This window comes from Gordonia phthalatica, from assembly GCF_001305675.1.
GTDB classification, from domain to species: Bacteria; Actinomycetota; Actinomycetes; order Mycobacteriales; family Mycobacteriaceae; genus Gordonia; species Gordonia phthalatica.
In genome coordinates this window covers 1,231,796-1,250,016 of record NZ_CP011853.1, presented here as the reverse complement: position 1 = coordinate 1,250,016, position 18,221 = coordinate 1,231,796, and the positions used below count along the sequence as shown (strand labels likewise).

The window sequence follows — 18,221 nt, the reverse complement described above, 5'->3', positions numbered from 1 at the left end:
AGTTGAGCAGGGACGTCCGCACTTCGACCGGCCCCTTCACCCTGTAAACGCCTTTCACTTCAGTAACAATTGTCACACCAGTCTCAGTAAACTCACGGAATAGTGGCTACACTCGCCCTGGATCATCACCCGAACGATCGAAGAGGACTACTGCTGTGCGACTCGCGCGCTCTCGCCGCACTGCCGCCGCCATCGCCGCGGCCGCAATGATCACCCCCGCCCTGCTCGTCCCCTCCACCGCGGCCGCCGCACCGGCCGACGACGTTCCGGCCGCCGAGCAGAACCTCCCGCTCCCCGACGTCGAGAACGCGCCCGAGGTGGAGCCCAAGGTCCTCGAGTCGCTCGGAGCGCTGACCCCCGCCCTGATCGGCTCGGTCGCCACCCGTGACGCCGACGGCGGCGTCAACACCGCACTCCTCGCCCAGGTGCGCACCCTCGCCGACAACCCGGCCGTCCCCGCCGAGGCGCAGGAAGTCTGGAAGTCGTTGATCGACTTCCTCGGCGAGCCCGGTGCCAAGGAGGCCGCGAAGACCTTCGAGCTCGAGGCCAAGCCCGCGGCGAAGAAGGACGACGCCCCGAACATCCCGACCGGCCCGAACAAGCCGCGGATCCAGCAGTTCCTCTACCCGACCATCGGTCTCGGCTGCATGCCCGGCGGCGGCAACTCGGTCGGCATGGCCCTGACCACCGCCGGTCCGCAGGCCGCGCCGGCGCCCGGCCCCAAGCGCGGCCAGGCGGGCATCGTCTACACCAGCCTCGGCACCGGTCCCGCACTGAGGTCGGCGCAGAAGCTCACGATCTCGTGGCTCAACATCGACACCGGCCGTACCGGCCAGCAGGCGTTGAACCCGAACCCGAAGATCAACGCGCAGAAGGGCCCCGGCACCTTCACCGCCATCGTGAACACCGGTCGCGGTCGCATCGTCTCGACCATCTACGGCACCGTGACCACCAAGACCAAGGGCAAGCGGGTCTCCTGCACCATCGCCCCGACGATCGGCACCGCGATCATCTGACGCGTCACCCTTCACCCCTTACTCCGTAGATTCGGACCGCCGTGTGGTCCAGATCTACGGAGTAAGTGCTTTTCAGGCCCTCTGCCTGCCGCAGTGACGTTCCTCTCGCGTAGGACGATGCGCGCAGGTCACCAAGCATCTCCCGATCTCCCGATGATCGCGGCCGGGTAACGACTCGGACTCACTCCTTGTCAAACCCCTGCGCCCGTTCCCATCATTAACTTTAGAAACTTTTGTCACATCAGCCCCATCGACCACAGTCGATCGGCTGGTGCGTGTTCACCGGGAGGAAACCTGTGGTCATCCGTACGAACCGTTCACTCCGCGTCGGCGTCGCCGGACTGGCCGTGGCCGCCACCGCCGCCCTGACGATGCCCGCCGCCGCCTCCGCCGAACCGCAGGCTCCGGCAGCTCCCGACACCGCCACCCCGAGCGTCACTGCACCGGGCACGACGACGCCCGGCGCACCGTCCGCGAGCACCACCCTCCCCGAGATCCCCGGCGACGCCGAGCTCGCCGACCTCCTGCGCGTGCTGAAGAGCAACGGCGGCGCCGACAAGGCTGCCGAGGCACTCACTGCAATCCTCTCGTCAGACGGCCAGCTCGACCCGTCGAAGTATCTCGGCAGCTCGAGCCTGCTCGACAGCATCGGGCTCGACAAGCTGGGCCTGGACAAGCTGGGCCTTCTCGGCTCGACGACGCCGACGGACCCGACGGATCCGACCGCCCCCGCTCCCGCGGCGCCGACCGCACCGTCGCCGGTCGCGGCCCCGGTGAACACCTCCGCATCGGATGTCCTGGCCGTGTTGCAGAAGGCCACCGGCGCCACCCTGCTGAGCCCCGCGGTCTCACCGCTGTGCACCGATCCGACGTCAGACAATCCGCTCGGTCTGGCCACCGCGCCGGCCCTGGCCGTCCCCGGCCCGTGGCCGACCGTCGCCGCCGACAAGCCCGGAGCCCTGAAGACCCTCACCGATCTGCTGCCCGCCGACAAGGACCTCATGCAGGCGATCGGCGACGACGAGACCGCCTTCGCGCTGGTGCCGCCCGGCGAGCCCGGCGCCGACAACTTCCGCGTCGCCTGGTTCAACACCGCCACCATGAAGGGCGGACTGGCCGACTTGAAGCCGCTGTCCGAGGCCGCGGCGAACGGCCCGCTGAAGCAGTTGCTCGCCGACACCGAGAACTTCCACGGGGTCCGGCTTGCCCGCGTCAAGACCGGGCAGGGCACCATCCTGACCGCAGTCTTCGGCACCACCACCAAGGCAGGCCGCACCTGCTTCTTCCTGCCGGCGCTCGGCACCGTGAAGAACTGACCCTCCCCGACTCCGCCGGCCGTCGACCCGTTCGACGGCCGGCGTCCGACCTCCCGGCCGTCACGAAGGACCGAACATGATCTCCGCCAGGAAGCGGCTCGCCCGCACCCTCCTCGCCACCTCTGCCGCGGCAGCGGTGACGGTCGGCTCCCTCGCCGGTGCGCACGCCCTGGCCGAACCGGAGAGTGCGCCCGCTGCCCCGGGCGGTCAGACCGCCGGGTCGGTGTACGCGAACCGCGTCGTCGACACCGCACGCCTCATGTCGGGGGCCGCCAGCGGTCAGCAGTTCAGCTACTGGTCCCAGGGATCCGATGAACGTCTGCACCTGACCACCGCGGTGCTGCTGGAACCGAAGGGCACCACGCCCGCCGCGGGGTGGCCGGTGGTCGTGTGGGCGCACGGATCCAGCGGGTGGAGTGCGTCGTGCGCGCCCACCGCGAGGGCCGACGCCGACGACCGCGCCGCCGTCAACCGGCTGCTGAACCACGGCTACGCGGTCATCGCCCCCGACTACGCCGCCGTCGGCGCTCCGGGCTCACCGCAGTACTCCGACGTCGAGGCCACCGCCCACAACCTGGTCGACGCGGTCCGCGCCGCGGCCGACATCGGGCGGTCCGACCTCTCGCCGAAGTGGTCGGTGGTCGGCCAGGCGCAGGGAGCGGCTGCCGCCGTGTCCCTCGCACGCAACGCCACTCGGTGGCAGACCGGCAAGCTCGACTTCCGCGGCGGCACCGCCACCAGCATCCCGGCCGGGTACGGCGACCTCGTCGCAGGCCTGAGTCCGTCGTCGACCGCGGTCCCGACCGCCGTCGTCGCCGACGTCCTCTACACCCTGGCCTCCCAGGACGCCGCCGAGCTGGAGCCGATCCTGTCCAAGCGCGGCGCCGCCCTCGTCGAGCAGGCGCAATCCCTGTGCACCGAGGCCCTGATCAAGGAGATCGGCGGCACCCAGCTCTCCGACCTGGTGAGCAAGCCGCTCGCCTCCAATGCGAAGCTCGCCGCCTCGCTGCGCAAGTCGCTCGCGATCCCGACCCTCGGATTCAACCGACCGATCCTGATGAGCCAGCGCCTGGTCGACAACACCGTCGTCGTCCCGAACTCGCTGCGCTACATCACCGAAGCGCAGTTCGCGAGCAACAAGGTCAAGATGAGCACCTACCTCACCGGAGACGAGAAGGACGGTGAACGCCAGGAACAGGCCGCCGTCGACGCCTTCGTGAAGGGGCTGTTCTAGAAAGTCCGCGACCGTCTGCTCTTTTCGTCGGACTGATTCCCGCGAAAAGAGCCGACGTTCCACGGTGTCGGGCAGCGGTGGACCGCTACCCCATCTCCTCGAGCTCCATGCCCTTGGTCTCGGGGACGCGACCGCGGACATAGACGAACGAGATGGCCGCGCACAGGGCGAAGAAGCCGTACACGACGGCCGGCCCCACCGCACCCATCGCTGCGGGGAACAGCAGCGAGATGATGAAGTTCGAGATCCAGTTGACCGCGGTGCACAGGCCCAGGGCGACAGCGCGGAACCGGTTCGGGAACATCTCGCCGAGCATCACCCACATCACCGGTCCCCAGCTGGCGGCGAACGCGATGACGAACAGGTTGGCGCCGATCAACGCGAGCACGCCCCACGACGACGGCAACCGGGAGACGGTCTCGCCGTCGGCGTCGAGCGTCTCGTACACCTGGGTGAACGCGATGGCGGCCATCAGGAGGCCGATGAACATGCCGACCGAGCCGACCAGCAGCAGCGCGCGACGGCCGACGCGGTCGACGAAGCCGATCGCCACGAAGGTCATCAGCACGTTGATGACGGCGGTGATCACCGAAGTCACGAACGATGCGGACTCCGAGAAGCCGACCGACTGCCACAGGGTCGTCGAGTAGTAGAAGATCGCGTTGATGCCGACGAACTGCTGGAACACCGCCAGCCAGATGCCGACCCAGATCAAGGGGTGCAGGCCGAAGCTGGGACCGGTGATGTCGCGGAGCGACGCCGCGGCCTCCCGTTTGACGGTGCCGCGGATCTGCGCGACCCGATCGTCGGGGTCGGCCTCCCCCGAGACGTTCGCCAGAATGCGCGCCGCCTCGGCGTCGCGGCCGCGCGCCACCAGATAGCGGGGCGACTCGGGGATCGTCAACGAGAGCACGCCGTAGACCACCGCGGGGACGACGCCGACGATGAACATCCACCGCCACGCCTCCATGCCCGCCCACAACGTGTTGGCGGCCGATCCCGCGCTGTCGGCGAGGACCGCGTCGGACAGGAGGGCCGCGAAGATGCCGAGGGTGATCGCCAACTGCTGCATGGAGCCGAGGGCACCGCGGAACTTGGCGGGCGCGATCTCGGCGATGTACGCAGGTGCGATCACCGAGGCGATGCCGATGCCGAGACCGCCGATGATGCGCCAGAGCATCAGATCCCAGACGGTCTGGGTGAGGCCGGCGCCGATCGACGACGCCACGAACAGGACCGAACCCAGGAGCATGACGCGTTTGCGCCCCCAGCGGTCCGCGAGGCGGCCGGCGAACCACGCGCCGAGCGCACAGCCGAGCAGAGCGATCGCGACCGCGAACCCGGTCACCAGGTCCGACAGCGCGAACTCGCCCTGAATGGCGTCGACCGCGCCGTTGACGACAGAGCTGTCGAACCCGAACAGGAAGCCGCCGACCGCTGCCGCGGTGGAGACGCCGAGAACACGGACGATCGGGACGTCGGCATGACCGGCGTGCTGGTCGCTCATGCCGTCGCCGACCCGCGGCACGTGGTGTACTGCGGATTCACCATCGGTACAAAGGCGAGCGCCCCGATCTTCTGGTGGATCGTGAAGCTGACGGCCCCGTGACCGGGGTGGATCACGGCATCCCAGTTCGCGCTGTGCGCCCGCGTCGGCACGCGGACGACACCCGATCGCCCGGTGGTGCGGTTGGTCCAGCGGACGGTGGTCAGCGTGGTCAACTCCAGGATCGGTCCGCTGCCGCCCGGGTTGTTGGCCGAGAGCGCGATCGCCGGGCCGGGCAGGCCGTCGGAGGGGAAGGGCACGTCGGTGAAGACGTCGACGAAGATCCGCAGCGGTCCGGCAGGCCAGGGACTCGGGCTGTCGCACCGGATGGTCTTGACGTACTTCGCGCCGTACGGCGCGGCGGCCGCGGGTGCGGCGGTCGCCAGTCCCCCGGCGAGCGTCGCCGATGCTGCGATCACCGCCGCCGCGGCGCGCCGTCGCCCCCGATGCGCCCTGTGTTGCCCGGTTCTCATTCGCTTCCACGGACTACTCATGGGTCAGAGTCTGCCAGCACTACCATGGCGGTCATGGGAAAACTCCAGATCGCCCAGGACCCTGTCGCCGACGAACTCCTCTCCACCGACGCCTTCGCCCTCACCGCTGGAATGTTGCTCGATCAACAGTTCCCGATGGAGCGAGCGTTCGCCGGCCCGGCCAAGATTCTCGACCGCTTCGGCACCCTCGACCCGGTCGCCATCGCGGACGCCGACCCGGAGGCCTTCGCGGACCTCTGCGCCACTCCGCCGGCCGTCCACCGCTATGGGCGGTCGATGGCCGGACGCATCCAGGAACTCGCCCGAATGGTCGTCGACGAGTACGACGGCGACACCGCGAGCATCTGGACGACGGCCCGCACCGGTGAGGAATTGTTCGCCCGAGTCCGTGCGCTCCCCGGTTTCGGGGAGCAGAAGGCCAAGATCTTCGTCGCCCTGCTGGCGAAGCAATTGGGCGTGAAACCGCGCGGATGGACCAAGGTGACGGGAGATTACGGTCGCAAAGGCTATCGCTCCGTGGCTGATGTCACCGATTCTGACTCGCTTCAGCGTGTTCGCGACTTCAAGAAGGCCGCGAAGGCGGCTGCTAAGAAGTAACTGCCGCTACAATCTTCACTCATGAATAACGGCGTGAAAGAAGTGCGGACAGCGGTCAAGCTGCCGCTGCGAATCGGCTTTGCGGCCGCGGGGATCGCGCTGTCGACCGTCGAGTCGGTCGTGAACGTCGCGCGACTCACCACGGAGAGCGTGGAGAGCGAAGTCAATTCGATGCTCGGCATCCACGACGGCAGCGAGGTCGCCACCGTCCGAGCGCCGCTCACGATCCTGAGCCAGGTCGCCGATCTGCTGAGCCCCGACCGCCCGTTCGGTCGCATCCTGGCCAACGGCGGCCCGCTCGACCGGCTGATCCAGCCGGGCGGTGTCATCGACCGACTCACCGCTCCCGACGGCCTCTTGGAGAAGCTGACCGAGCGCGGCGGCCTCCTCGACCAGATGACCGACGAGAACGGGATCCTGATGCGGGTCGCCTCCAAGGACGGCCCGCTGGACCGCCTGACCCGTCCGGGCGGCGTCGTCGACCAGTTCACGGAGAACGAGGGCATCCTGGAGCGCCTCACCTCCGAGGGCGGTGTGGTCGACAAGCTGACCGCGCCCAACGGTGTGCTCGAGAAGTTGTCGCAGCCCGGCGGCGTTCTGGACCGTGCGGCGAGCGACGAAGGTCTCCTCGATCAGCTGCTCGGTGCCGACGGTGCACTCGAGAAGCTCATCGGCGACGGCGGCCCGCTCGACAAGTTCACCGAACTGTCGGAGACGCTCGCCTCGCTGCCGCCGAACCTGGCCGCGATGCAGGAGACCGTGGACCACCTCAACGAGGTCGTCGAACTCCTCAACGCGTCGGTCGCCCCAATCGGCGGCCTGGCCGACCGTCTGCCCAAGCGCCTGACGCGCGCGGGCAACGGCTACGGCACCTCCGCCGCCGCTCCCCGACCGCAGCTGCCGGGTGACACCAGCGACGCCGCCAGCCGGTACCCGGGTCGGCAGTAGCAATCACTCCATTGTCACGCGGGCTGGAAGTCGCCGACTTCCAGCCCGCGTGACAGTGGTCTCGACGGACGGCCTCGGCTATCGCCTCGGACGTCCGCTCGACCTGTCGCTCCGCTCCATCACTGGCGATAGGTCGCCAGGAACTTGCCGATCCGCCCGATGATCGCTTCGAGCTCGTCGGCGTGCGGGAGCGTGACGATCCGGAAGTGGTCGGGCTCGGGCCAGTTGAATCCGGTGCCCTGCACGATGTGCAGCTTCTCCTGCAGGAGCAGGTCGAGGACGAACTTCTCGTCGTCGTGGATGTCGTAGACGTTCCGGTCGATCTTCGGGAAGACGTAGAGCGCGCCCCTGGGTCGGACGCAGCTGATGCCGGGGATGGCGTTGAGGGCGTCGGCGGCGCGCTGGCTCTGCTCGAAGAGCCGACCTCCGGGCGCGGTCAGTTCGTAGATGCTCTGGCGACCGCCGATCGCCACGGCGACCGCCTGCTGCCCCGGCACGTTGGCGCAGAGCCGCAGGCCCGCCAGCATCGTCAGACCCTCGATGTAGTTCTGGGCGTCGGCGGTCGGACCGGTCAGGACCATCCAGCCCGAACGCAGCCCCGCACCGCGGTAGACCTTCGACAGGCCGGAGAACGTGACGCACAGGACGTCGTCGGCCAGCGCGGCGGTGGAGGTGTGCTGGGCGTCGCCGTAGAGGATCTTGTCGTAGATCTCATCGGAGAAGACCACGAGGGAGTGTCGGCGCGCCAACTCCAGAACGGCTTCGAGCAGCTCGTTCGAGTACACGGCTCCCGTCGGATTGTTCGGGTTGATCAGCACGATCGCCCGCGTGCGGTCGGTGATCTTCGCGGCCATGTCGTCGAGGTCGGGGAACCAGTCGGCCTGCTCGTCGCACCGATAGTGCACGGCACGACCGCCGTTGAGCGCGGTCGCCGCCGTCCACAGCGGGAAGTCGGGCGCCGGGACCAGCACCTCGTCGCCGTTCTCCAGGAGCGCGGTCATCGCCATCATGATCAGCTCGGAGACACCGTTGCCGAGGAAGACGTTGTCGACGTCGACGTTCGCAACGCCGCGTGTCTGGTAGTACTGCGCCACCGCGCGCCGCGAATGCAACAGGCCCTTGGAGTTCGAGTAGCCGGTGGACTGCGGCAGGGTCCGCACCATGTCCGAGAGGATCTCCTGCGGCGCCTCGAGGCCGAACTCCAGTGGGTTGCCGGTGTTCAGCTTGACGACGTGATGGCCCTCTGCCTCCAGGCGTGCGGCGTGCTCGGCGACGGGTCCGCGGATCTCGTATGAGACACCGGAGAGTTTGCTCGACTGCGTGAGCTGCATTGGCATGTTCCTTCCGAAGACACTCGCCGCGGCTGTCGCTTGGGCGTTCCAAGTGACTGCTTGGTTATTCCAAGTATGCCGCTACGATGTAGAGCATGCCACAGCGGAGTTATCAGCACTACTGCGTTATCGGACGCGCCCTCGACGTGATCGGCGATCGGTGGACGCTGCTGGTGGTGCGTGAGTTGTGCGGCGGCTCACGGCGGTACAGCGATCTGTTCGCCGACCTGCCCGGCATCAGCACCGACATGCTCGCATCCCGGCTGCGAGGCCTGGAGGAGGACGGCCTGGTGACCAAGCAGCGCGTCGGGCCGCGCGCGAGCGCTTCGGTGTACGCACTGACCGACGACGGCGAGGCCCTCCGCCCCGTGCTGACCGCGCTCGCCGTCTGGGGTGGTCGCCGCCTCGGCGAGCGGTCGGAGAAGGACGCGATCCGTGCGCACTGGATGGCCTTCCCACTCGGGCCCGCGATCGCCGAGGTGATCGGGACCGGGACGGTGGACGTCGTCATCGACGGTGCCGCCCCCTTCCACGTCGACGTCCGCGATGGAGTCGCCGAACATCACGACGGTGGAGCCGATCGACCCGACGCCGAACTGCATCTCACTCTGGAGACGGCGGTCGCGATCGTCCGCGGTGAGCGGGCACTGACCGACGCCGATCTCAGCCGGCCCTGACCACCGCACCGCGACTGCGGTCGACGACGCGGCCGTCGAGCATCGACAGCACATCATCGGCACCGGCGAGGGCACGCGGATCGTGGGTGACGAGAAGAGCCGCCACGTCCCGTTCACGGACCAGCCGGGTGAGCAGGGCCATCGTCTCCGCGGCCCGATGCGAGTCGAGCGCCGAGGTCGGCTCGTCGGCGAGGAGTACCGCGGGATCACCGATGAGCGCACGCGCGATGTTGACGCGCTGGCGCATGCCGCCCGACAGTTGGTGCGGTCGACGGTCCATCGCGTCGGCCAACCCGACCTCCGCCAGCAGTTCTCGAGCGTGGGAGCGCGCCGACGCCGGACGTCCGCCGGCGATGTGCACCGGCAGCAGGACCTGCTCGAGCGCCGTCAGGCTGGGCAGCAGGTTGTCGTGCTGGAACACGAACCCCACCCGCGTGCGACGAACCGCAGCCCGCTCCTCTTCGGTCAGGTCCGTGACGTCGATCCCGTCCACCTCCACCCGACCGCTGTCGGGAGCGATGAGGGTTCCCGCGACGGACAGGACACTCGACTTGCCGCACCCGGATGGACCGGTGAGGCCGACCAGCCGACCGCGGGGAACCGCGGCCGACACTCCGTCGACGGCGGTGATGCGGGCGCCGTCGCCGTCCGGATATGTGAGCACAACGTCGGTCAGTTCCAGAGACATGCGAGTCCTATCTGTTGAGGGCCGTCAGGGGATCCACCCGGACGAGCGGTCGGAGCGCGACGCCCGCGCCGGCCAGGCCGAGCACGGCGATCGCCGAGACGAGCACAGCGGTGGTGGTCGGGGCCAGCGCGATCGGGACGCGCGACGATGCGAGCCAGGCGCCGAGACCGCCCACGATCAGACCGACCGCGAGACCGGCGGCCAGCACGACGACGGCCTGTCCGAGCCCGTCACGCAGCAGGTAGCGGCGGCCCGCGCCCATCGCCCGGACCACGGCCAGCGACCGCACGCGATGCCCGGTCCAGACCGCGAAGAAGCCGCCGACGACGACCGCGGAGATGCCGACCAGCAGGACCTGGATCAACAGCAGCGACGAATGCTCCGACTGGTAGCCGGGGACCAGCGACGGCAGGTCGGCATGCGCCGTCAGGACGGTGCCGGGAACGTCACGATCGGTGAGCAGCGCCGACGCCGCGTCGCGGCCGGTGGCTCGCTGCCACACCGACAGCGGCATGCGCACCACCGGGGTGTGCGCGTACTTCCCGACGTCGGCGATCGCATCGACTCGGATCTGTTCGGTGCCGACGGTGACCGTCGATCCGACGGACAGTCCCAGGGTCGCGGCCGTCTCCGGATCGACGGTCACCGCGGTGACGTCGGAGAAGCCGAACGCCGACACCGTCGCGGCCCGCGCCCCTTCGGTGACGCGCGTCGTAGCGATGCCGAGCGACGGCACTCCGGGGACCGGGTCGACGCGGCTGTCGGTCAGCGACGACGCCGACCCGTCCGCCGCGGTCTGGGTCCGCACGTCGCCGGGCAGTGCACGCACCGCCGACGTCGATTCGGCGTCCAGGCCCGCGGCGAGCGCAGACAGCATCACCACCATCAGGGTCAGCAGTGCGATCACTCCGGTGATCAGCACGAACCTCCCCTCGGCGTCGCGGATCTCGCGCCAACCGATGTACACGGTGTCTCCCTTGTTCGAGGTCTCCTCCACCCTCGCGCGGACAGGGGCGGTCCGGCATCGACTGCACGGACCGTCTTTCCCTCCATCGAAAGGTGCACTCGCGCTGCCGCACCGCGCGCGGCGGCGATACTGGACGGGTGACACACGACCGCGCCACCGACCGCAACGCCGAATGGGGCGGGCACGTGCTGTTCGCGATCCTGCTCGCGGTCGGAGTCGTGAAGTCGTCCACCGAACCGCACGCGGTGGTGTCGCTGATCGGCGCCGCACTGGTCGCCGGGTGGTACCTGGTCGGCGCGGTGGCGTCCGCCCGCGGGCACCGCGATCGTGCAGGTCTGTGGGTCCTGGTCTTGACCGCGGGCTGGGCCGGCCTGGTCGCCGTGTCCGACGACTACGTGTGGCTCGCCTTCGTGCTGGCCATCCTCTGCTGGCGTTTCCTCCGCCGCCCGCCGGCGGTCGTCGCAGCCGTGACCATCACCGTCGTCTCGGTGGTCGGTGTCTGGGCGACCGAGGGCTTCACCGTCGGCGGCGTGATCGGGCCGACGATCGGCATCGCGACCGCGGTCGCCGTCACCGAGGCGTTCGAACGGATCACGCGCACGGTCGAGGAACGGGACCGCCTTCTCGACGAACTGGTTCAGACGCGCGACGAACTCGCCGAACGAGAACGCGAGGCAGGCGTCCTCGCCGAGCGAGACCGGCTCGGCGGCGAGATCCACGACGGCGTCGGCCAGTACCTGACGAGCATCATCATGCTGCTGCGCGCCGACCAACCCGACGCCGCGCTGACCGCCGCGCAGGCCGCGCTCAGCGAGTCCCGCCGATTCTTGAAGGGCATCGACGCACCGGTGCCCGCGGACGGGGTGTCGGCAGCGCTCGCCCGGCAGACCGTCGCATCGTCGGCCGAGGGCCTGCCGACGGCCTTCGCCGAGCACGGCGCTCGGATCGATCTGCCGGACGACGTGCAACTCGCACTGCTCCGGATCACGCAGGAGGCGCTCCTCAACGCGCGCCGCCACGCGGCCGCGTCCACTGCCACCGTGACTCTCACGCACCTGCCGGGCGAAGTCCATCTGGACGTGGTCGACGACGGCATCGGGATCCCGGCGGACCGCGCCGGTTCGGGGTTCGGTCTGCGCTCGATGCGGTCCCGGGTCGCGCAGTGTCGCGGCGAATTCACCGTCGACGCCACACCGGGCGGCGGAACCACGATCCACGCCCGACTGCCCGTGGGAGGTCGGCGGTGATCGACGTGCTGATCGTCGACGATCATCCGGTGGTCCGGGCCGGACTCCGCGCCGTCCTGGGTGCCACCGAGGACATCACCGTGGTCGCCGAAGCGGGCTCCGCCGCCGAGGCCGTCGACATCGCGACGGGTTCGGCTCTGGACGTGGTGCTGATGGATCTGCGGCTGCACGGCGCCGACCCGACGGCCGACGGCGTCTATGCGACCGAGGCGATCCGCGCGCTCGCCGATCCGCCGAATGTGCTGATCCTGACCACCTACCAGTCCGACGTCGACATCGTCCGAGCCGTCGACGCCGGCGCGGTCGGGTATCTCCTGAAGGACACCCCGCCCGATGTCCTGATCGCCGCGATCCGATCCGCCGCGACGGGCGAGACGGTGCTGGGCCCGGCGATCGCCGCTCGGCTGCTGTCGCGCGTCGCGGCCCCGGACACGTCGCTGACCGGGCGCGAACTGGAGATCGTCCAACAACTCGCGACCGGCGGCACCAACCGGGAGATCGCCCGGCGACTGGTGATCTCGGAAGCCACCGTGAAGTCCCACCTCGTGCACATCTTCGACAAGCTCGGCGTCAACAGTCGAACCAAGGTGATCGCCGCAGCCAGGGAGCGCGGGCTGATCGACTGAGGGCGCGTCACCCCAACGCGACGGCGATCGCCGCGGCGTAGTCGTCGATCGTCGCCGCGGCACCGCCGCGCGCCGCGATCGACACGGTGACCCGATCGCCGATCCCGTGGATGCCGTGGGTGAGTCCGTGCACCGGTGACAGCGCGGGAAACCCGGCGGTGAACAGAACCGGGCGACCGCTCAGCGTCAGGTCCGCGGGACCGCGGTTCACCGACGACACGACGGTGGTCCCCGCGACCCGGTCCGGGAGCGGAGCCTGCTCGGCGAGGCGAACGGCGAGAGCGTCGAGGACCGCCGGTGCGAGGGCGGAGGCACGACGAGCCCTTCGTCGCGCGGGCGCGCCGTCGCGTCGGCGGGCCGCGTCGATCTGCCGCGCGATCGATTCAGCACGCACGCCGGGTTCGGCACCCGCGCTCAGGTCGATCCCGACGGTGTGGAAGTTGTTGCGCTGCCCGTCGACCGGCTCGCGCGCCATCGTGACCTCGGCGATCACCCGCCCGTCGGCCGTCGCGCCGCCGAACTGCGGGAGGACGTCGGCGAGGACGGTCAGCACCGCCGCCGTCACCGACGTGGCGAGTCTCCGCAGTCGCTCGCGCGGCACGGTGACCGTTCGCAGCACTGTCGGGCCGTCGCCGGGGAGGTTCAGGGCGGTCGGTTCGACGGCGGGCAGGCCGGACTCGGGATCGTCGTCGCGCCAGGCGGCGAGACCGATCGCGGTCGCGGCAGCCAGTCGTGGGACCGTGCTCGCCGCGCCGAGACCCGCGGCGATGATCCCCGGCAGACGCGGCGACTCCGGTCGCTTCTCCTCGGGGCCGTCGGAGAGGAGTCTGCGGGCGATGTCGGAGACCCGGCGGCCGTCGCCGAGCGCATGCGAGATCTGCAGAACCACGACCGTCGCGCGGTCGCCGGCCTCCGGCACTCCGGTCAGCGGGCCGAAGAGGTGGATGCGCCACAGGATCTCGGGTTCCCTACTGCCCGGCGTCATGAGATCGGCGACGGCGGCGAGGCAGTCGTCCCAGTGCTCGACGTGGTGCCGACGCCAGTTCCGCTCCGTGATCGGGGTGCGCGTCCAGCGCGGGAAGCCGAGGTCGCCGGGTACGCGGTCGATACCCAGATGCAGGTCGGCGACACGTTCCGGCCGCGACTGGAGCTCCGGCAGCGGATCGACGTCGTCCTCCGCCGCGTCGAAGGCGTACAGCAGGAACTGATCGTTGGCCGCGTGCAGCGATCGCCAGTACATCCCCGCGTCGGGCTGACTCAGGGCAACCACGCGACCTCCTTGCCATCGACCGATGGCAACGTGGGCATAATGCGTTTCATGACCCGCACGCCGATTCCCGGTCTCGCCGATCTCGATCCCGCCACGCCCGTCATCGTAGGCGTCGGCCAATCCTCCGAGCGCATCGACGACCCGGACTACGCGGCCCTGGGCGAAGCCGATCTCGCCGCCCGAGCGGTCACCGCCGCCCTCACCGACGCCGGAGTCGACGTCGCCGCGCTGGCCGCGACCATCGACACCGCGGTGGCCGTCCGGTCGTTCGAGAAGTCGAGCCCGGCGTCGCACTCCCCGTTCGGCCGGCCCGACAACATGCCGCGCGCCGTCGCCCGCCGGACCGGCATGGATCCGCGGCGGGCCGTCGAAGAGGTGACCGGCGGTCAGAGTCCGCAGCACCTGGTGAACGAGTTCGCCGCGACGATCGCTGCCGGTGCCGCCGACGCGGTGGTGCTGTTCGGCGCCGAGGTGATGTCGACCGTCCGGAACGCGCAGAAGTCCGGTGTCGCCCTCGACTTCACCGAGACCGTCGGCGGCCAGTTGGAGGATCGCGGCTACTCGATCGGCGGGTTGACCTCCGTCGACGAGGTGAAGCACGGCGTCGTCATCCCGATCTCGCAGTACTCGCTGATCGAGAACGCCCGACGCGGTCGGCTCGGCGCCTCGGCGCACGAGTACGCGCTGTCGATGGGTGCGTGGTTCGCGCCGTTCACCGAGGTCGCAGCGAAGAACCCGCATTCGGCCACCGACACCGTCTTCAGCGCCGAGGAGCTCGTGACCGTCTCCGAACGCAACCGCCGGGTGTCAGTGCCGTACACGCGGCGACTCATCGCGCGCGACCACGTCAATCAGGCCGCGGCGGTCGTGCTGATGTCGGTCGGCGCGGCGCGTGCCGCCGGAGTTCCGGAGGACCGCTGGGTCTTTCTGCACGGTCACGCCGACCTGCACGAGGGTCCGCTGCTGACCCGCCCGGACATCTCGCGGGCGCCGGCGTCGGCCGCTGCGGTCCGCGAGGCGCTGCGGATGGCCCGCGTCGAGCTCGATCGGGTCGCCGCGTTCGACTTCTACTCCTGTTTCCCGGTCGCCGTCTCCCACGTGTGCGAGGAGCTCGGCTTGGCGCCCGACGATCCGCGCGGCCTCACCGCGACCGGCGGGCTCCCCTACTTCGGCGGGCCGGGCAACGACTACTCGATGCACGGGATCTCCGAGATCGTCGACCGCGCACGCCGCACGCCGGGGTCGTTCGGATTGGTCGGCGCCAACGGCGGCATCCTCAGCAAGTACTCGGTCGGCGTGTACTCCACCGCGCCCACCGAGTGGCGCCCGTCGACGTCCGCGGGACTGCAGCGCGAGCTCGACGCGGTCCCGTCCGTGCCCGTCACCCACTACCCCGACGGCGCAGGCGTCATCGAGACCTTCGTCGTCGTCGATCCGGACGGCGCGCGGCCGGGCGGCATCGTCGTCGGACGCCTGCCCGACGAGTCGCGCTTCGTCGCCGCGGTCGACGACCCCGACCTCCTCGCCCTGCTGAGCGGCGACGGCGATCCGTTCGGCACCACCGTCTACGTTCGTCCGTCGGCGACGCGGAATCACGTCGCGCTGACCCGCACAACCCTCGACGAACGGCATCCGGTCCCGGCGGTCGGATTCGCCGACGAGTATCAGCACCTCACCGTGCGCCGCGACGGCCACGTCCTCGAGGTGACGATCGACCGGCCCGACGCCCGCAATGCGTTGACTGCGGTCACCAACGCGGAACTCGACGCGGTGTTCGACGCGTACTTCGCCGACGACGACCTGTGGGTCGCGATCTTGACCGGTGCCGGCGACCAGGCCTTCTCGGCAGGCAACGACCTCTCCGCGAATCCCACCGCCGATGCTCTCGCCGTGCCCGCCAACGGTTTCGGCGGCCTCACATCGCGGCGGGAACTGCCGAAGCCGATCATCGCCGCCGTCAACGGCTACGCGCTCGGCGGCGGCCTCGAAGTAGCGCTGGCATGCCACGTGGTGGTCGCCGACGAAAGCGCATCGTTCGGGCTGCCCGAGGTGAAGGTCGGACTGGTGGCCGCCGCCGGCGGCCTCGTGCGACTGCCCCGCGTCCTGCCCGCCGCTCTCGCCCGCGACATGATCCTGACCGGTCGACGGCTCGACGCCGCCGAGGCGCGCACCCACGGCCTCGTCTCCCGCGTCGTGCCGCGGGGGCAGGTGATGCAGGCTGCGCGCACCGTGGCGCAGGAGATCCTGGCCGCGTCGCCCGTCGCCGTCCGCGCATCGATCGCGGCAATGGCCACCGCGCAGGACCAACCGGACACCGTCCAGTCCGTCCTCGACAGCGCCTCCGTCCTCGACACCGTCCTGGTCTCCGAAGACTTCCGCGAGGGCGTCGCCGCGTTCGTCGAGAAGCGCGCCCCGGAGTGGGAGGGACACTGACCCTTTCGACGCGGATCCGCGTAGTTCGCCGTCAGAAGCTTGGTTTAGAACCCAGCTTCTGACGGTGAGTTACGCGGATGCCTACCCGAAGATCGCGCGGGACCCGGCGTAGTACTCCAGCGGGACGGTCTTGGTGTGGCCGACGGCCTCGGAGAAGGGGACGCGGACGATGTCGGTGCCGCGGAGGGCCACCATCTTGCCCCACTCACGGTCGGCGACCAGGTCGCTGACTGCCTGGCCGAAGCGGGTGCCGAGCACCCGGTCCCAAGCGCTGGGGACGCCGCCGCGCTGGATGTGGCCGAGGACCGTCGCGCGGGTCTCGATCCCGGTGTGCTCCTCGATGAGCGGGGCCAGGATCTCCGCGATGCCGCCCAGGCGCGGGCGGTTGAAGCCGTCCATCCCCTTGTGCGAGTGAGCCTCGTCCATGTCGGGGAACTTGAAGCCCTCCGCCACGACGACCATCGGCGAACGACCACGGTCGCGGACACTGGTGACCCACTCGCAGATCTGCTCCAGCGACTCGGGCTGCTCCGGGATCAGGATGGCGTGGGCGCCCGCGGCGACGCCGGCGTACATGGCGATCCAGCCGGCGTGCCTGCCCATCACCTCCAGGACCATGCAGCGCTTGTGCGAGTTGCCGGTGGTGCGGAGCCGGTCGACGGCCTCGGTCGCGATCTCGACGGCGGTGTTGAAACCGAAGGTGTAGTCGGTGGCCTTCAAGTCGTTGTCGATGGTCTTGGGGACGCCGACCACCGGGATGCCGTCCTCCAGGAGACGGTTCGCGGCGGCCATCGTGCCATCGCCGCCGATGGCGATCACGCCGTCGATCCCGAGCCGTTCCAAGGCGACCTTGATGTTGTCGGCGCCGCCGTCGGGTTCCACGTAGGGGCCGAACCGGCTGGTGCCCAGAATGGTGCCGCCCTGCTGGGAGATGCCGCGGACCACGCTGCGGTCCAGGTCCATCGCGTCGCCGTAGACCAGCCCTTTGAACCCGTCGCGGAACCCCACGTACTCATGGTCGTGGACCGAGGTGCCCTGCAGGACTGTCCCGCGGATCACCGCGTTGAGTCCGGGGCAGTCTCCGCCGGAGGTCAGAATGCCGAAACGAGCCATGGAAGTGCGAGCCTTTCGCGAAGGAGGACGGCGTGTACCGAGTCAATGACAACACGATCCGCCCCGGCACGTACTACTTCAGGCCGTTCTCGTACGCGAAGACGACGGCCTGCGCGCGATCGCGCAAGCCGAGCTTGGTGAGCATGTTGCTGACGTGCGTCTTGACCGTCTGCTCGGACACGAACAGCTCCTGCGCGATCTCCGCGTTCGACTTGCCGTCGGCCACGGTCGACAGCACCTCCAGTTCACGCGGGGTCAGCACCGCGGCGGCCGACGTGGTGGGTCGCGCCGACCGCGAGGTCACCTGCTCGATCAGCCGCTTCGTCACCGACGGCGCCAGCAGCGCGTCGCCGCGGGCGACGACCCGCACGGCACGGACCAGTTCATCGGCGGGCGCGTCCTTCAGCAGGAAGCCCGACGCGCCGATCCGCAGGGCGGAGTACACGTAGTCGTCGATGTCGAAGGTCGTCAGCATCAGCACCTTGGTCGGCAGACCCGACGAGACGATCTGCTCGGCGGCCCACAGGCCGTCGCGCCGCGGCATCCGAACGTCCATCAGGACGACGTCGGGCCGCAGGCGTTTCACCTCGTCGACGGCGACGATTCCGTCCTCCGCGTCACCGAGCACCGAGATGTCGTCGGCAGCGTTCAGGAGGGCGGCGAACCCGGCGCGGACCATCGCCTGGTCGTCGGCGATCAGCACGGTTGTCGGCACCGG

17 protein-coding genes are annotated in these 18,221 nt (G+C 69.7%); 9 read left to right on the top strand and 8 right to left on the bottom strand.

Annotated elements, in window-relative coordinates:
- The first annotated feature begins 155 nt into the window (after nt 1-155).
- From ACH46_RS05830 to ACH46_RS05820, 3 genes are all read left to right on the top strand, one after another.
- On the top strand, nt 156-1,016 hold the full coding sequence (locus tag ACH46_RS05830; protein WP_062392086.1) for an Rv1157c family protein: 861 nt from the start codon (nt 156-158) through the stop codon (nt 1,014-1,016).
- 296 nt (nt 1,017-1,312) lie between these two features.
- Nucleotides 1,313-2,332, top strand: coding sequence for a hypothetical protein (locus ACH46_RS21245; protein WP_062392085.1), 1,020 nt, complete (start codon nt 1,313-1,315; stop codon nt 2,330-2,332).
- A 76-nt stretch (nt 2,333-2,408) separates the two neighbouring features.
- Entirely contained in the window at nt 2,409-3,566 is a 1,158-nt protein-coding gene (locus ACH46_RS05820; protein WP_062392084.1) for an alpha/beta hydrolase family protein, read from the top strand.
- 85 nt (nt 3,567-3,651) lie between these two features.
- Here ACH46_RS05820 and ACH46_RS05815 read toward each other — a convergent pair whose 3' ends face one another.
- Both ACH46_RS05815 and ACH46_RS05810 read right to left on the bottom strand, forming a co-directional pair.
- A complete protein-coding gene (locus tag ACH46_RS05815) occupies nt 3,652-5,073 on the bottom strand; it encodes a sugar porter family MFS transporter (protein ID WP_062395030.1) in 1,422 nt (473 codons plus the stop codon).
- On the bottom strand, nt 5,070-5,585 hold the full coding sequence (locus tag ACH46_RS05810; protein WP_062392083.1) for a hypothetical protein: 516 nt from the start codon (nt 5,583-5,585) through the stop codon (nt 5,070-5,072). Before ACH46_RS05810 ends, ACH46_RS05815 begins: the two co-directional genes overlap by 4 nt.
- A gap of 54 nt (nt 5,586-5,639) precedes the next feature.
- On the opposite strand from ACH46_RS05810, the gene ACH46_RS05805 reads away from it, so the two are divergent.
- Complete coding sequence (locus ACH46_RS05805; protein ID WP_062395029.1) at nt 5,640-6,203, top strand: HhH-GPD-type base excision DNA repair protein; 564 nt, start codon at nt 5,640-5,642, stop codon at nt 6,201-6,203.
- A 21-nt stretch (nt 6,204-6,224) separates the two neighbouring features.
- The gene (locus ACH46_RS05800; protein ID WP_062392082.1) at nt 6,225-7,151 is read left to right on the top strand and encodes a hypothetical protein; all 927 of its coding nucleotides are present in this window, start codon (nt 6,225-6,227) and stop codon (nt 7,149-7,151) included.
- 119 nt (nt 7,152-7,270) lie between these two features.
- Here ACH46_RS05800 and ACH46_RS05795 read toward each other — a convergent pair whose 3' ends face one another.
- Nucleotides 7,271-8,482 carry a pyridoxal phosphate-dependent aminotransferase gene (locus ACH46_RS05795; protein WP_062392081.1) on the bottom strand — a complete coding sequence of 404 codons (1,212 nt, stop codon included), beginning with the start codon at nt 8,480-8,482 and terminating at the stop codon, nt 7,271-7,273.
- Between the two features lie 95 nt (nt 8,483-8,577).
- Between ACH46_RS05795 and ACH46_RS05790 the strand changes: the two genes are divergently transcribed.
- Nucleotides 8,578-9,159 carry a winged helix-turn-helix transcriptional regulator gene (locus tag ACH46_RS05790; protein WP_062392080.1) on the top strand — a complete coding sequence of 194 codons (582 nt, stop codon included), beginning with the start codon at nt 8,578-8,580 and terminating at the stop codon, nt 9,157-9,159.
- Here the strand turns inward: ACH46_RS05790 and ACH46_RS05785 are convergent.
- Entirely contained in the window at nt 9,146-9,847 is a 702-nt protein-coding gene (locus ACH46_RS05785; protein ID WP_062392079.1) for an ABC transporter ATP-binding protein, read from the bottom strand. The genes ACH46_RS05790 and ACH46_RS05785 overlap by 14 nt on opposite strands.
- Nucleotides 9,848-9,854: 7 nt before the next feature.
- A complete protein-coding gene (locus ACH46_RS05780; protein ID WP_062395028.1) occupies nt 9,855-10,814 on the bottom strand; it encodes an ABC transporter permease in 960 nt (319 codons plus the stop codon).
- A gap of 137 nt (nt 10,815-10,951) precedes the next feature.
- Here ACH46_RS05780 and ACH46_RS05775 point away from each other — a divergent pair, with 137 nt between their 5' ends.
- Both ACH46_RS05775 and ACH46_RS05770 read left to right on the top strand, forming a co-directional pair.
- Nucleotides 10,952-12,061, top strand: a complete 1,110-nt coding sequence (locus ACH46_RS05775; protein WP_062392078.1) for a sensor histidine kinase — start codon at nt 10,952-10,954, stop codon at nt 12,059-12,061.
- The gene (locus ACH46_RS05770; RefSeq protein WP_062392077.1) at nt 12,058-12,687 is read left to right on the top strand and encodes a response regulator; all 630 of its coding nucleotides are present in this window, start codon (nt 12,058-12,060) and stop codon (nt 12,685-12,687) included. The genes ACH46_RS05775 and ACH46_RS05770 overlap by 4 nt, the downstream gene beginning before the upstream one ends.
- Before the next feature lie 7 nt (nt 12,688-12,694).
- On the opposite strand, the gene ACH46_RS05765 is transcribed toward ACH46_RS05770, so the two are convergent.
- Entirely contained in the window at nt 12,695-13,957 is a 1,263-nt protein-coding gene (locus ACH46_RS05765; protein ID WP_062392076.1) for a WS/DGAT domain-containing protein, read from the bottom strand.
- 48 nt (nt 13,958-14,005) lie between these two features.
- Between ACH46_RS05765 and ACH46_RS05760 the strand changes: the two genes are divergently transcribed.
- The gene (locus ACH46_RS05760; RefSeq protein WP_062395027.1) at nt 14,006-16,390 is read left to right on the top strand and encodes an acetyl-CoA acetyltransferase; all 2,385 of its coding nucleotides are present in this window, start codon (nt 14,006-14,008) and stop codon (nt 16,388-16,390) included.
- A gap of 81 nt (nt 16,391-16,471) precedes the next feature.
- Here the strand turns inward: ACH46_RS05760 and ACH46_RS05755 are convergent, their stop codons facing one another.
- Nucleotides 16,472-17,503: a 6-phosphofructokinase gene (locus ACH46_RS05755; protein ID WP_062392075.1), complete on the bottom strand. Its 1,032-nt coding sequence runs from the start codon at nt 17,501-17,503 to the stop codon at nt 16,472-16,474.
- A gap of 73 nt (nt 17,504-17,576) precedes the next feature.
- A complete protein-coding gene (locus ACH46_RS05750; RefSeq protein ID WP_062392074.1) occupies nt 17,577-18,218 on the bottom strand; it encodes a response regulator in 642 nt (213 codons plus the stop codon).
- Between the last annotated feature and the right edge of the window lie 3 nt (nt 18,219-18,221).

Bases quoted from the DNA above. Each gene is read 5' to 3' on its own strand.
- ACH46_RS05820 (WP_062392084.1), top strand. From the start codon at position 2,409: ATGATCTCCGCCAGGAAGCGGCTCGCCCGCACCCTCCTCGCCACCTCT.
- ACH46_RS05815 (WP_062395030.1), bottom strand. From the start codon at position 5,073: ATGAGCGACCAGCACGCCGGTCATGCCGACGTCCCGATCGTCCGTGTT.
- ACH46_RS05810 (WP_062392083.1), bottom strand. From the start codon at position 5,585: ATGAGAACCGGGCAACACAGGGCGCATCGGGGGCGACGGCGCGCCGCG.
- ACH46_RS05805 (WP_062395029.1), top strand. From the start codon at position 5,640: ATGGGAAAACTCCAGATCGCCCAGGACCCTGTCGCCGACGAACTCCTC.
- ACH46_RS05800 (WP_062392082.1), top strand. From the start codon at position 6,225: ATGAATAACGGCGTGAAAGAAGTGCGGACAGCGGTCAAGCTGCCGCTG.
- ACH46_RS05795 (WP_062392081.1), bottom strand. From the start codon at position 8,482: ATGCAGCTCACGCAGTCGAGCAAACTCTCCGGTGTCTCATACGAGATC.
- ACH46_RS05790 (WP_062392080.1), top strand. From the start codon at position 8,578: ATGCCACAGCGGAGTTATCAGCACTACTGCGTTATCGGACGCGCCCTC.
- ACH46_RS05785 (WP_062392079.1), bottom strand. From the start codon at position 9,847: ATGTCTCTGGAACTGACCGACGTTGTGCTCACATATCCGGACGGCGAC.
- ACH46_RS05760 (WP_062395027.1), top strand. From the start codon at position 14,006: ATGACCCGCACGCCGATTCCCGGTCTCGCCGATCTCGATCCCGCCACG.
- ACH46_RS05755 (WP_062392075.1), bottom strand. From the start codon at position 17,503: ATGGCTCGTTTCGGCATTCTGACCTCCGGCGGAGACTGCCCCGGACTC.